The organism is Paenarthrobacter sp. NPDC092416 (assembly GCF_044755025.1).
Lineage (GTDB): Bacteria > Actinomycetota > Actinomycetes > Actinomycetales > Micrococcaceae > Arthrobacter.
Window position 1 is genome coordinate 112,087 of record NZ_JBIVQG010000007.1, and the last position, 13,605, is coordinate 125,691.

9 protein-coding genes are annotated in these 13,605 nt (G+C 62.0%); 6 read left to right on the forward strand and 3 right to left on the reverse strand.

Translation table 11 applies throughout. The features are described from left to right. The first annotated feature begins 2 nt into the window (after positions 1 to 2). The 5 genes from ACIQC5_RS14520 to pdxS all read left to right on the forward strand — a co-directional run bounded on the left by ACIQC5_RS14520 (position 3) and on the right by pdxS (position 8,062). On the forward strand, positions 3 to 3,518 hold the full coding sequence (locus tag ACIQC5_RS14520) for a DNA polymerase III subunit alpha (protein ID WP_400283507.1): 3,516 nt from the start codon (positions 3 to 5) through the stop codon (positions 3,516 to 3,518). Positions 3,519 to 3,637: 119 nt separating this feature from the next. Then, complete coding sequence (thrS, locus tag ACIQC5_RS14525) at positions 3,638 to 5,647, forward strand: threonine--tRNA ligase (RefSeq protein ID WP_400283510.1); 2,010 nt, start codon at positions 3,638 to 3,640, stop codon at positions 5,645 to 5,647. Positions 5,648 to 5,665: 18 nt separating this feature from the next. Then, positions 5,666 to 6,259 carry an HIT family protein gene (locus ACIQC5_RS14530; protein ID WP_400283513.1) on the forward strand — a complete coding sequence of 198 codons (594 nt, stop codon included), beginning with the start codon at positions 5,666 to 5,668 and terminating at the stop codon, positions 6,257 to 6,259. Further along, positions 6,249 to 6,878: a phosphatidylinositol phosphate synthase gene (gene pgsA, locus ACIQC5_RS14535; protein ID WP_400283516.1), complete on the forward strand. Its 630-nt coding sequence runs from the start codon at positions 6,249 to 6,251 to the stop codon at positions 6,876 to 6,878. The genes ACIQC5_RS14530 and pgsA overlap by 11 nt, the downstream gene beginning before the upstream one ends. A gap of 257 nt (positions 6,879 to 7,135) precedes the next feature. After that, a complete protein-coding gene (pdxS, locus tag ACIQC5_RS14540) occupies positions 7,136 to 8,062 on the forward strand; it encodes a pyridoxal 5'-phosphate synthase lyase subunit PdxS (protein WP_400283518.1) in 927 nt (308 codons plus the stop codon). Between the two features lie 62 nt (positions 8,063 to 8,124). Here the strand turns inward: pdxS and ACIQC5_RS14545 are convergent, their stop codons facing one another. Beyond that, a complete protein-coding gene (locus ACIQC5_RS14545; RefSeq protein ID WP_400283521.1) occupies positions 8,125 to 10,137 on the reverse strand; it encodes a M3 family metallopeptidase in 2,013 nt (670 codons plus the stop codon). A 73-nt stretch (positions 10,138 to 10,210) separates the two neighbouring features. On the opposite strand from ACIQC5_RS14545, the gene ACIQC5_RS14550 reads away from it, so the two are divergent. Further along, positions 10,211 to 11,467: a CapA family protein gene (locus ACIQC5_RS14550; RefSeq protein WP_400283524.1), complete on the forward strand. Its 1,257-nt coding sequence runs from the start codon at positions 10,211 to 10,213 to the stop codon at positions 11,465 to 11,467. 19 nt (positions 11,468 to 11,486) lie between these two features. On the opposite strand, the gene ACIQC5_RS14555 is transcribed toward ACIQC5_RS14550, so the two are convergent. Together ACIQC5_RS14555 and ACIQC5_RS14560 are read right to left on the reverse strand one after the other, a co-directional pair. After that, the gene (locus ACIQC5_RS14555; RefSeq protein ID WP_400283527.1) at positions 11,487 to 12,227 is read right to left on the reverse strand and encodes a type 1 glutamine amidotransferase; all 741 of its coding nucleotides are present in this window, start codon (positions 12,225 to 12,227) and stop codon (positions 11,487 to 11,489) included. Then, the gene (locus ACIQC5_RS14560) at positions 12,224 to 13,522 is read right to left on the reverse strand and encodes a MurT ligase domain-containing protein (RefSeq protein ID WP_400283530.1); all 1,299 of its coding nucleotides are present in this window, start codon (positions 13,520 to 13,522) and stop codon (positions 12,224 to 12,226) included. The genes ACIQC5_RS14555 and ACIQC5_RS14560 overlap by 4 nt, the downstream gene beginning before the upstream one ends. Between the last annotated feature and the right edge of the window lie 83 nt (positions 13,523 to 13,605).

The following is a 13,605-nucleotide window of genomic DNA, read 5'->3' on the forward strand; positions in this document are numbered from 1 at the left end:
CCTTGAGCTTCACACACCTGCACGTCTCCACAGCCTTCAGCGCCCACTACGGTGTCTCCTGGCCCGACGAACTGGCCCAAACCGCAGCAGCCGATGGCGCCACCGCGCTCGCCTGCACAGACCGTGACGGACTCTACGGCACAGTAAAGCACCTCAAAGCCTGCATGGACGCCGGTATCGACCCCATCGTCGGCGTCGACCTCGCAGTATTCGACGACGACGGCGACCACCGCACCCAAGTAGCGGGCCGCGTCGTCGTACTCGCCCACGGCAACAACAACGGCGCCGGGTACCGTGCGCTCTGCCGGCTCGTCTCCGACGCCCACGCCCGCACCTCAGGCAAAGCCGGGGGAGCAATCCCCGTCGCAGTCACCAGGAGCCAACTCGCATCACGCACCCTGGACCCCAAAACACTCAAACCCGTCCTGACCGTCTTGATCGGCCCGGACTCAGATGTTGGCCGTGCCATGGGAGGCCGCAAATACCTCAGGCCCAGGACACTCTTCAAACAATGGATCGACGCCATGCCGCAGGGAACCATCGTGGCCGAAACCGTGACCCACCTCAGCGCCCCAGGGGAACCCCTCAGCACCGCCCATGCCGTACGCATGATCAAACTCGCCCTCGAATACAACGTCCCCGCAATCCTCAGCAACGCTGTCCGCTACTGCGCCCAAGACGGCGCCGCCACTGCAGATGTCCTCGACTCAGCGAGAACCCTGAAGTCCCTCCCCGAACTCTCCGAAACCCCGCTCCTGCAAAGCGCTGGACTCCAGCCAACAGGGCAGAGCTGGCTGAAAAACGGCAACCACATGCTCCAACTCGCCAAAGAGATCATGGGCGCCGCAGGACAGGGAACAGCAGACCTCAAAAAGCTGCTGGCAAATACAGAGGCGCTCGCCGATAAATGCAGGATGGACCCCGTCCTGGACATGGGATGGAAGCAACCCGTCGTACCGGAAGCCTCCATTATTGGCATCGAACGTGATCCCTTGGTGGAACTCACCCAGCGATGCGAAGCAGGAATCACCCGACGATTCCCGGGCATCACCGGCGAGGCGGAAAACAGCATGCGCTCGCGGCTTGAACATGAGCTCAGGATCATCGGCAAGCTTGGTTTTGCTTCCTATTTCCTGACGGTGGCCGAAGTCTCGCGCATGATCATTGACATGGGTGTCAGGGCTGCAGCCAGGGGATCCGGGGCATCCAGCCTGGTCAACTACCTGATCGACATCAGCCAGGTCGACCCCATCCGGCATGACCTCATTTTTGAGCGGTTCCTCTCCGGCCGCCGCTCCACGCTGCCGGACATCGATATCGATGTCGAGAGTGCGGAGCGGCACAACGTGTACAGAAAGATCTTTGACCGTTTCGGCTCCGAACGGGTCACCCTCATGAGTATGCAGAACGGGTACAGGGCCCGCGGTGCAGTGCGTGATGCCGGTATGGCGTTGGGCATGGATGACGGTGAAATCGGTGAAATCGCCAAGCAACTGTGGCGGTTCTCTGCCCGCAAGTTCCGTGAGGCGTTAGTGGAGAAACCCGAGCTGCGCGAGTTTGCCGGCCGGGTAGAGCAGGGCGGCCATGAGGAGAACCAGCAGCTCGACCTCTTGGTAGACCTCACGGAACGTCTGGACCGATTGCCGCGGCACATCTCCATGCATCCGTGCGGAGTGATTCTGGGAGATGCAACACTGCTGGATCGAACCCCGGTCCAGCCCAGCGGCTTGGGGTTGCCCATGAGCCAGTTCGATAAACACGACATGGATCCCATGGGCATGCTCAAGCTCGATGTTCTGGGCGTGCGGATGCAAAGTGCCATGGCTTTCGCCGTGCGCGAAGTAATCCGTCTGCACCCGTCAAAGGCAGAAGTCGTAGCGGCAGGCAACCATCCAGTGGAGCCTGGCGGCACCGGTCCCGACTACATCGCAGCAGACGGCAGGATCGACCTCAACGCCGTTCCGTTCGACGACGAGCCCACCTATGAGCTGATCCGCAGCACGCACACTTTGGGTTGCTTTCAGATCGAATCGCCGGGTCAGCGGGAGCTCGTAGGCAAGATGGCCCCTCGCGAATTCAACGACCTCATCATCGACATCTCGTTGTTCAGGCCTGGCCCCATGAAATCGGACATGGTGCGCCCCTTCCTCGAACACCGCCACGGATTTGCCCCTGAGATCTACCCGCACCCGGACCTGAAACCCGTGTTGCAGGAAACGCACGGCGTCACAGTCTTCCATGAGCAGATCCTGAAGACCTTCGACGTCATGACTGGTTGCGGCCTGGACCGTGCCGATGAGTTCCGCCGGGCCTTGGGCGATGAGGTGCACGAGCCGGGTGTTGAACAGTACTTCCGCCGTGAGGCCATCAAGAACTACTCCCCGGACGTTGTGGACAAGGTCTGGGGAACGCTGAAGGCCTTTGGCAGCTTCGGCTTCTGCAAAGCGCACGGTGCTGCGTTTGCTGTCCCCACCTACCAATCGGCCTGGCTCAAAGCCCACCACCCGGAAGCGTTTCTTGCCGGCTTGTGGGAACACGACCCCGGGATGTATCCCAAGCGCCTTTTGGTAGCTGAAGCGAGACGCCTTGGCATCCCCATCCTCCCGCTGGACATCAACCGCAGCCACGCTGAATACAGGGTGGAAAGAATCCAGGAGGGACCTGAACAAGGCAAACTGGGCATCCGGTTGAGCCTGACAGGGATCTATGGGCTTTCCGGAGCTGAACTGAAGCGCATCGTTGCCGGGCAGCCCTACGATTCCTTGGCGGATCTCCGTACCCGGGCGCGGGTCAGCAAACCAAACATCAAACGGCTTGCCCAATTGGGCGCTTTCGACGCCCTGCACAGGGACTCCGGCGGAACCGCCAACCGTGCCGACCTCGTCCAGCACCTGCAGGCGCTCCAGAACAGTGCCTCGAAAAAACCTGCCGATGTTATCGACGGACAGCTTGCCTTCCCGCTGGGGGATGTAGAGCTGCGGAACCTTGTTCCTGAGCTTCCCGCACCCACCATGGTGGAAAATGTCCGGGCTGAGTTGGATCTCATGGCCGTGGATGTAAGCGAACATCTCATGGAGAGCCACAGGCCACTGCTGGACAAGTTGGGTGTCACAACGGCGGATAAGCTGCTGGGGCTGCGCAATGGAACTGAAGTGTTGGTGGCGGGTGTCCGGATCGCCACCCAAACTCCGCCGATGCGTGGCGGGCGGCGGGTGGTTTTCATCAGTATCGACGACGGCACGGGATGCGTTGACACCGTCTTCTTCCACGAGGCGCAGGAGCAGTCAGGTCCGCTGTTGTTTGGCACGCGCCTGCTGCTGATCCGGGGAACCACGCGCAGGACAGGCCCCAAAGGCATCAGCCTGAGCGCGAGCATGGCCTGGGACCTTGGCCGTCCTGAATCGTTGCCTTACCCCGAAATCCTTCCTGCCGGCGTCGGGCTCCCTGAGGAATACACCCACTCAGGACCGCTGGACGGCATCTCAAGGAACCTCGCAATCACTGGCCTTGGCAGCTGAATCGGGCGTCGGCGCGCTGCTTTGGCCGCCTTCACCGAAACAGATACGATTGACGGTGGCTGGCTGTGGTCCCCGTACGCCACAAGCTATGAAGCCTTCACTATGAATAGGAGACACCCGTGTCAGATGCCCAACAGATCACCCTCATCGTCGATGGCGAAGAGACCAAGGTGACGGAAGGGACTACCGGCGCGGAACTCTTCTTCGAGCGCCGCGACGTTGTTGTAGCCCGTGTGGACGGTGTCCTGAAAGACCTCGATCAGGTTCTGACCGAAGGCGCCGAGGTTGAGGGCGTCACCATCGAATCGCCCGATGGACTCAACGTACTCCGTCACTCCACTGCCCACGTCATGGCCCAGGCTGTGCAGCAGCTTCGCCCGGACGCCAAGCTCGGCATCGGCCCATACATTACCGACGGCTTCTACTTCGACTTTGACGTCGCCGAGCCGTTCACTCCGGAAGACCTGCGCCAGCTCGAAAAGATGATGCAGAAAATCATCAACCAGAACCAGAAGTTCGTTCGCCGCGTGGTCACCGAAGAAGAAGCCCGCGAAGCAATGGCCAATGAGCCGTACAAGCTGGAACTGCTGGGCAAGAAAAACGACGCCGCTGATGCCGCTGAAGGTGTCAACGTTGAGGTCGGCGCAGGCGATATCACCATCTACGACAATGTAGACCGCAAGAGCGGAGACAGTGTTTGGTGCGATCTTTGCCGTGGCCCCCACCTGCCGAACACCAAGATCATCTCCAACGCTTTCGCCCTGACGCGTTCATCCGCCGCGTACTGGCTGGGCAACCAGAACAACCAGCAGCTGCAGCGCATCTACGGTACTGCGTGGCCCACCAAGGAGGCCCTCAAGGCTTACCAGGAGCGCATCGCCGAGGCTGAGCGCCGCGACCACCGCAAGCTCGGTGTCGAGCTGGACCTGTTCTCGTTCCCGGACGAGCTGGGTTCCGGCCTTCCTGTGTTCCACCCCAAGGGCGGCATCATCCGCAAGGCGATGGAAGACTACTCCCGGCAGCGCCACGTCGACGCCGGCTACGAGTTTGTCTACACCCCGCACATCACCAAGGGTCACCTCTATGAGGTGTCGGGCCACCTTGACTGGTACAAAGACGGCATGTTCCCTGCGATGCATGTGGATGCTGAACTCAACGAGGACGGCACCGTTCGCAAGCCTGGCCAGGACTACTACCTGAAGCCGATGAACTGCCCCATGCACAACCTGATCTTCCGCTCACGCGGCCGGTCCTACCGTGAACTGCCGTTGCGTCTGTTCGAATTCGGTTCGGTCTACCGCTACGAGAAGTCCGGCGTTGTGCACGGCCTGACCCGTGTTCGTGGCATGACACAGGACGACGCCCACATCTACTGCACCCGCGAGCAGATGAAGGACGAGCTCACCACCACGCTGAACTTCGTTCTTGGCCTGCTCAAGGACTACGGCCTGGATGACTTCTACCTGGAGCTCTCCACCAAGAACGAGGAAAAGTTCGTCGGTGACGACGCCGCGTGGGACGAAGCAACACGTACCCTCTCCGAGGTAGCCGCTGCGTCCGGTTTGGAACTGGTGCCGGATCCGGGTGGAGCCGCTTTCTATGGCCCCAAGATCTCCGTCCAGGCAAAGGATGCCCTGGGCCGCACCTGGCAGATGTCCACCATCCAGCTGGACTTCAACCTCCCTGAGCGATTCGAGCTTGAATACCAGGCAGCGGATGGCTCGCGCCAGCGCCCCGTGATGATCCACCGTGCGCTGTTCGGCTCCGTGGAGCGCTTCATGGGCGTCCTGACCGAGCACTATGCCGGCGCTTTCCCGGCCTGGCTGGCTCCTGTGCAGGTAGTGGGCATTCCGGTGGCCGAGACGTTCAACGACTACATGTTCGATGTCGTGGACCAGCTCAAGGCTGCCGGTATCCGTGCCGAGGTGGACATTTCCTCTGACCGTTTCCCGAAGAAGATCCGCACTGCCAGCAAGGACAAGATTCCGTTCGTCCTCATTGCCGGCGGGGAAGATGCCGAGGCCGGTGCTGTGTCGTTCCGCTTCCGTGACGGCAGCCAGGACAACGGAGTACCGGTGGCCGAGGCTGTCCGCAGGATCGTGGACGCCGTCAAGAACCGCGAGAGCTGACGGAACGGACACAAGACGGTGCAGGAGAACACAGGCGCGGCGGCTGAATTTCCGGGCGATGCCGAAGTAACCGATGATTTCGGTCTGGCAGGCGTTCCGGACGCATTTCAGCGCCTGTGGACTCCGCACCGCATGGCCTACATCAAGGGCGGGCAGGACCAGTTCAAGAACAAGGACGACTGCCCGTTCTGTGTGGGACCAACCCGCAGCGACGAAGAAGCACTCATCGTCTACCGTGGCCGGACCTGTTATGTGGTGCTCAACCTTTTCCCCTACAACCCGGGCCATTTGTTGATCTGCCCGTACCGTCACGTACCCGACTACACGGACATCACCGTGGAGGAGACTGCTGAGTTTGCCGAGCTCACGCAGACGGCCATGCGCGTGCTGCGGAAGGTCTCCAACCCGAGCGGCTTCAACCTCGGCATGAACCAAGGGGTTACCGGGGGAGCTGGAATCGCTGCGCACCTGCACCAGCACGTGGTGCCCCGTTGGGGTGGGGACGGCAACTTCTTCCCCATCATCGCCCAGACCAAGGCCATCACGCAGACCCTCGACGAGGTCCGCAAATTGGTAGCCGAAGCCTGGCCGGGGGAGTCGAATGCTCAATAGGCATGCGCGCGGCTTCTTCACCTCTTTGTTCACCCCTCTTGCGCGTTGGCTCCTTAAGATCGGCATGTCACCGGACGCTGTGACCCTCGTGGGAACGGCCGGGGTAATCCTGGGCGGACTGGTGCTGTATCCGCTCGGTCAGCTGTGGTGGGGCTCCGTGGTGGTGGCGTTCTTCGCGTTCTCGGACGTCGTTGACGGCATTATGGCCAGATTGCAGGGACGCAGCGGTGGCTGGGGCAACTTCCTGGACTCCACTCTGGACCGCCTCGCTGATGGCGCGATCTTTGCAGGACTCACCATCTGGTTCTTCACGCAAGGCGACGACCCCGCGATCGGTACTGCCGCCGTCGTCTGCCTTGTTCTGGGCATGGTGGTTTCCTACGCCCGGGCCAAGGCCGAATCGCTCGGTTATCACGCCAGCGTAGGGATCGCTGAGCGGGCCGAGAGGCTTGCATCGGTCCTGCTGATTACGGGTCTGACAGGGCTGGGGCTTCCCCCCGTTGTGCTGCTGGCAACCCTGGTGTTGCTGGCGCTGGCCAGCGTCATCACGATTATCCAGAGGATGGCCACTGTGCGTAAGCAGGCCATGGCCGAGGCGGACGGAAAAGCCACGGCCTGACCGACAGGGACACTTGTGGCCCCCAAGGAAACGGTCATCTGACCAGACTCGGCCCTAGGCGGCTGTGCAGGTGTCCTACCACAGCCCGGTTCCAGAGCCATCTGGGCAGTAATGAATGTACTTCCACCCCGCAACGTGGGACTACTATTACTAGTACTTGGTCACCTTGACCTGAAAATCCGGTGTGCGCTGATTGTGGTCGTGTGGCTGCGCGTGCCGCCGGCAAGAAGGTCGTTTATCTACCCATAGGGGTTTTTGTGTCTACACCAGATGTAAGCAACGAAGCCGGTTCGTCCGCGAACAGCGTCACGGGCAGCAGCCGCGTTAAGCGGGGCATGGCGGAGATGCTCAAGGGCGGCGTCATCATGGACGTCGTTAACGTCGAGCAGGCCCGCATCGCCGAAGACGCCGGTGCCGTCGCCGTCATGGCGCTCGAGCGCGTCCCGGCCGATATCCGCGCCCAGGGCGGCGTGTCCCGGATGTCCGATCCCGACATGATCGATGCAATCATCGCCGCCGTGTCCATCCCGGTGATGGCCAAGGCCCGCATCGGCCACTTCGTTGAAGCCCAGGTCCTGCAGTCCCTCGGTGTTGACTACATCGACGAGTCCGAGGTCCTGACCCCGGCCGACTACATCAACCACATCGACAAGTGGAACTTCACCGTTCCCTTCGTCTGTGGCGCCACGAACCTGGGTGAGGCGCTGCGCCGTATCAATGAGGGCGCGGCGATGATCCGTTCCAAGGGCGAGGCCGGTACCGGTGATGTTTCCAACGCCACCGGGCACATGCGCCAGATCCGTGCCGAGATCGCCAAGCTCTCCGCCCTCCCGGAGGACGAGTTGTATGTTGCGGCCAAGGAACTGCAGGCCCCGTACGAGCTGGTCAAGGAAGTTGCCGCCACCGGCAAGCTCCCCGTGGTCCTGTTCACCGCCGGTGGCATCGCGACCCCGGCTGATGCTGCCATGATGATGCAGCTCGGCGCCGACGGCGTGTTCGTCGGTTCCGGGATCTTCAAGTCCGGCAACCCGGCAGAGCGCGCCGCCGCCGTCGTGAAGGCCACCACGTTCTACGACGACCCCGACGTCATCGCCAAGGTCTCCCGCGGCCTGGGCGAAGCCATGGTCGGCATCAACGTCGACGACATCCCCCAGCCCCACCGCCTCGCAGAGCGCGGCTGGTAACAGCACAAGCAGTACGACGCCGGACGGTCACCTTCTGAGGTGAGCGTCCGGCGTCGTTGTGTTTAACCAAGGCCTCGGCGCTTCAGGAGGGGTTCCAGTTCGGCGTCGCGGCCGCGGAAGGCGCGGAACGATTCCAGGGGGTCACGGCTGTTGCCCCGTGCGAGCAACTCAGAGCGGAAGTGATCGCCGTTGGTGCGTGTCAGGCCGCCATTCTCCTTGAACCATTCCACGGTGTCGGCATCGAGTACTTCGCTCCAAATGTACGAGTAGTAGCCGGCCGCGTACCCTGCCCCGGCGAAGATGTGCTGGAAGTAGCCTGTCCTGTAACGAGGTGGGATCAGTGCGTGGGCAACTCCGGCCTCAGCGAGTGCCTTTGCTTCGAAGGCCAGGACGTCAGTAGGCACGTTATCGGTTGAGAGCACGTGCCATGCCAGGTCCAGGAGTGCGGCGCCCAGGTACTCCGTGGTGGCGAATCCTTCGCCCCACAATTGCGATTCGTTGAGCTTGTCCACCACATCCTGCGGCAAAGCTTCGCCGGATGCGTAGTGGCGCGCGTAGTTGGCGAGCACCTCGGGCCACATGATCCACATTTCATTAACCTGCGATGGGTACTCCACGAAGTCGCGGGGAACCGCGGTGCCCGAGAATCGTGGGTACGTCACGTTGGAGAAGAGCCCGTGCAGGGCATGGCCGAACTCGTGGAAGACAGTCCGGACCTCGTCCATGGTCAGGAGCGTCGGTTCGTCCGGCGCGGGCTTGGAAATGTTGAGGTTGTTGATGACCACGGCCTGGGTGCCCAGAAGCACGGATTGGTCCACCAGGGAGTTCATCCACGCTCCGCCGCGTTTGGATTCGCGGGCGTAGTAGTCGCCAAGGAAGAGTCCCAGACCGCTCCCGTCTCCGTTTCGGACCTCCCACACGCGAACGTCGTGGTGGTACCCGTGAAGGTCTGGTCGCTCGTGGAAAGTAATGCCATACAATTCCGTGGCGGCATGGAAGACGCCATCGACCAGAACCTGCTCCAGGCTGAAGAACGGGCGAAGCGACTGTTCATCCACTTGGTACTTATCCCGGCGGACCCGCGCTGAGTAGTAGGCCCAATCCCAGGGCGCCAATGCATGGCCCGCAGATTCGGAAAGGGCCTTGGCCTCTGCTTCGGCGTTGCGGACAGCAGCGGGCGCCAACCGGCGGAGCATCTTCTGGACCGACTCGAAATCCGGCGCAGTCTGCTGGTCCACCACCAGTTCGGCAAAGTTGGTGAAGCCCAGCAAGGCTGACTTTTCGGCACGCAAGCGGGCCATGGCGGTGACCAATTCCCGGACATCGAGGTCTCCTCCATCCGTGCCTCGGGCAATCGAAGCCTCGTGGAGCCGACGCCGGACCTCCCGTTTTTCCAGCGAAGCGAGGGCTGGTTGGTTGCTGGGTTGGATCAACGCGAGGATGTATTTGCCATCATGGCCTGCTGCAGTGGCCGCTTCCGCGGCGCTGGTGACGTCCTCGGCTGACATACCTGCGAGATCCGCCGCGTCGTCGATGACCAAGGCCGTGGCCTTCATGGCTTCCTTGACGCGCTGCCCGAATTCCGTGCCGAGCCGCGATAGCTCGGAATTGACATCACGGAGGCGAGCCTGGCCGGCGTCGTCCAATTGGATACCGGACTGCCGGAACTCTTTCAAATATTCCTCCACCAAGCGAGCGGATTCGGAATCGAGGCCTGCGGTTTCGATGGCTGAGAATCTCTCAAAGAGGGCTCGATTCATGTACACAGCATCTTGGTGGGCCGAGAATTTCGGCGAGAGCTCCGTTTCCAGCGCCCTGATGGCATCAGTTGCATCGGCTGACACCAGAGTGTAAAAGGCCGAGCCGGCACGATGGAGCAAGCGCCCGGATTCCTCCATGGCCACCGCCGTGTTCTCGAAGGTCGCGGCATCCGGGTTGTCCGTGATGGCCTGAATCTCCTGGAGCTGTCCGGCCAGGCCGGCTTCGACAGCCTCTGCATAGTGTTCAGCTGTGATGTCGGCGAACGGGGGGAGTCCATACGGCAGGGCACTGGGGCGTAACAGAGGGTTGGTCATGAAGTGACTCTTTCATGTAAGAATCGCGTCCTCAACAGCGGCGCGCCTGCTTCCTGGGAAGCGTCCCCGTAGGATGGCGAATATGGGGATGATCACACCACCGGCCCGCTTCGTCCGACCCAAGCTCGCGGCCCTTTGGCTTTCGATTTCGTTGGCCATACCATTGGCGGCTTGCGGAGTTATTGCGGAAAACGACGCGGAGAACCGCAGTAACGCCGCCTCAGCGCCAGCCAGCGCGACGCCGACCCCCACACCGACCCCCACTCCAACGCCGGGGAAGGGGCCCGCCTGCCCCCAACTTCGCTGCACGTCGATCACTGTCACAGGTGACATGTTGGTCCATACGCAGTTGTGGCAGCAGGCCAGGGCGGATGCCGCGGCCGCAGGCCAACCCGGCTACACATTCGTCCCGCTTCTTGAGGGCCAGCGCCGCTATATCCGTAACAGCGACCTCGCCATCTGCCACCAGGAGACTCCTGTGGCGACGCCGGAAGGGCCGTTCTCCGCTTACCCGTCGTTCAATGTGCCACCGCAGATCGTCACTGCGTCCAAGGATGTCGGATACCAAGCGTGCACTACAGCGAGCAACCACACGATCGATCGCGGAACCGAGGGATTGCTCCGGACATTGGACGCACTGGACGCGGCGGGCCTGAAGCACACCGGCTCGTATCGCACGGAGGCCGCATCCAAAGAGATCCTGATGCTCAAAACCGAGGCGGCAACCGTAGCTGTCATCGTCGGGACCTATGGACACAACGGCCAGATTCCCGAGTACCCGTGGCTTGTCGACGAGCTGGATCCCGCGGCAATGATCGCAAAGGCTACCCAGGCGCGGAACCTGGGGGCAGACATCGTGCTGGGTGTGATGCACGCCGGTGATGAGTACGCCAGCGAGGCAAACGCCCAGCAGCAAGAAGTTGCCCACGCATTGGTGGACAGTGGCCAGTTCACCATGGTTTATGGCCACCACACGCACTCTGTGCTCCCGATCGAAAACTACAAGGGAACCTGGATCGTGTACGGGCTCGGAAACGGCATCACTGAACTGTCCCCGTGGTACGTGGTCAACAACGAGGGCCTGCTGGTCCGCGCCCAGTTCAGCCAGAACGCCGCCGGAGTCTGGACGGCCTCGGACCTTGCTTGGGCGCCCTCAGTGATTGTGCGCGACCCCTACCGCTGGTGCTCAGTGGCCAGTGACGCTCCGCAAGGAGTCTGCGCGTCCCCGGCCGCTGATGCCGGGACGTATCAGCGCACCAAGGCAGTGGTCGAGTCGATGGGCGCCGCGACAGCAGGCGCGCATGAACTGCTGATCACCAAAGAAAAATAGCTCGACGCAGTTCAGTTCCCTAGCGCGGGCGGCGGGCCGCGTGTTCGCGCGCGAGTCGGGCGAAATCGTCGTCGGGCGTTCCCGGAACGAAGGTGCCGTACTTGCGTTCGACTGCCGTGCGGATCAGGAAGTCAGCGATCGCCGGATTCTTGGGCAACAAGGACCCATGGAGGTAGCTCGCTACGACATTCTTGTAGCGGGCGCCCTCGTGGCCGTCTTTGCTGTTGTTTCCAGCACCCTTGGTGACGGTGCCCAGAGGCTCGACGCCGGGGCCCAAGGTGGTCTGTCCGCTGTGGTTCTCGTACCCCAGCACATCCCCGAACTCGGCGGACTTGAGGGTCACATTGCCAATCAACCGCTCGTTGGTGCCGTGGGTTTCGACGTCGAGGATCCCGATGCCCGGAATGACCGGTCCGGCGCTGGTTTTGAAGAACTTTCCGAAGAGCTGGTAGAGGCCACAGATGACCAGCATGGGGGCGCCGTCGTCCGCGAGCTCCCGCAAGTGGTCCGCACGCGCCTGGAGGTCGTCCTGGATCACCACCTGGCCGCTGTCCTGCCCGCCGCCGCCAACAATGATGTCGATGTCCTGGGGGAATTCATCGCCCACGTTGTACTCAAGGAGCTCAGGGGTGTACCCATGCCAGCGAAGACGCTGCTGCAGGACCAAGGCATTGCCCCAGTCGCCGTAGATGTTCATCTCGCGCGGATAGAGCTGGAGAACGCGGATGGTTCCCTTGGCAGGTTGTGCTTCCGAGGTCATGAGACCACCTCAACTATGGTGATTTTGGCCAGTTCGCGGCGGATGGCGAGCATGGATGTGTAGGTGCAGAAGATCCGTTTGGGCTTGCCCCGCGAACCGTCGATGAACGCATGAAGAGCCGCGGTGATGTCAGTCTCGACAGCGCCAAACCGCACGTCGTCATACTGTAGCCGTAGGGCCATGTCGTAGGCGCGAACGCCTGTCAGGACCTCGACTCCGTCTTCGCGCAGCGACTCGAATTCAACGTCCCACAGCCACGACATGTCCCTGCCGTCGGCATAGTTGTCGTTGATGGCGATCATCGTGGCGTAGCCGCCGGCCGGGAACGACTTGAGCCCCAGCCTGAAGCCGCTGGGGTTCTTGACGAGGACCAACTCAAGCGGCTGGCCATCGACCGTCAGGCTTTCGCCACGACCGAAAGCGGGGGCGACGTCGCCGAGGGCCTTCACCAGCTTGGGAGTGTCAACAGGACCGGCACCCAGCACGGCCCGGGCCAGTGAAAGCGCTGCCGCGGCGTTGAAGATGTTGTAGACGCCCCGAAGCTTCATCCCGGTGGTGACAGTCTCGCCGTCGAACTCAAAGTCCGCGTCCTGCGCGCCAACGCGGCGGAGTACGACGTCGGCAGCCGGGGCCGTGTCACCGTCGCCAGCGTTGCTGGTTGCTTTGGCGGACGGGGTCCCTGTGCGCATGTCGTCGTCGTTCGGGAACGTGCTGCGAAGCGATTCGTCAAGCCCGAAGTAGCGGATAGCCGGTCCGTCCACGGTGTTCGCGATGCGTGCCACGCGGGGATCTTCACGGTTCAGGACCACGGTGCCTGTGGTTTTGGCCGCAATGTGCTCAAGCAGGCTGGCCGTCTTGTCGATCTCACCGAAACGGTCCAACTGGTCGCGCAGCACATTGAGCAGGAGGCTGAAACGGGGTGGAACTTTGTTGACGAAGTGGACGGCGTGGGCCTCGTCGAGTTCCAGGATGGCGACGTCGGCGTCGAGGCGTCCGCGCCAGTCCACCTCGCCCAAGAGAGACGCTGCAACCCCGCGGGTGAAGTTGCTGCCGGTGCGGTTGGTGAATACCTTCAGGCCCTGGCTTTCGAGCAGCTCAACCACCATTTTGGTGGTGGTCGTCTTGCCATTCGTGCCGCTCACCACTGCCACGCCATGGGGGAGCGAAGCCAAGGTCCGCTGCATGAAGCCGGGGTCGATTTTTTCGACCACCAAGCCCGGAAAAGCCGACCCGCCACCTCGGAGCCTGGACAGTGTGCGGACCAGCTTGCCGAGGGGGACGGTGAAGGAAAACATGTTCTGTAATATATCCCAGTTGAGGCATGAAACCGGGGTCGGAGGTTGTTGCGGGCAACCCTCAGGAACGGGTTTTCCCATCA

Excerpts from the sequence above, each read along its gene's own strand:
- pgsA (WP_400283516.1), top strand. The coding sequence starts at position 6,249 with ATGCTCAATAGGCATGCGCGCGGCTTCTTCACCTCTTTGTTCACCCCT.
- ACIQC5_RS14545 (WP_400283521.1), bottom strand. The coding sequence starts at position 10,137 with ATGACCAACCCTCTGTTACGCCCCAGTGCCCTGCCGTATGGACTCCCC.
- ACIQC5_RS14550 (WP_400283524.1), top strand. The coding sequence starts at position 10,211 with ATGGCGAATATGGGGATGATCACACCACCGGCCCGCTTCGTCCGACCC.
- ACIQC5_RS14555 (WP_400283527.1), bottom strand. The coding sequence starts at position 12,227 with ATGACCTCGGAAGCACAACCTGCCAAGGGAACCATCCGCGTTCTCCAG.
- ACIQC5_RS14560 (WP_400283530.1), bottom strand. The coding sequence starts at position 13,522 with ATGTTTTCCTTCACCGTCCCCCTCGGCAAGCTGGTCCGCACACTGTCC.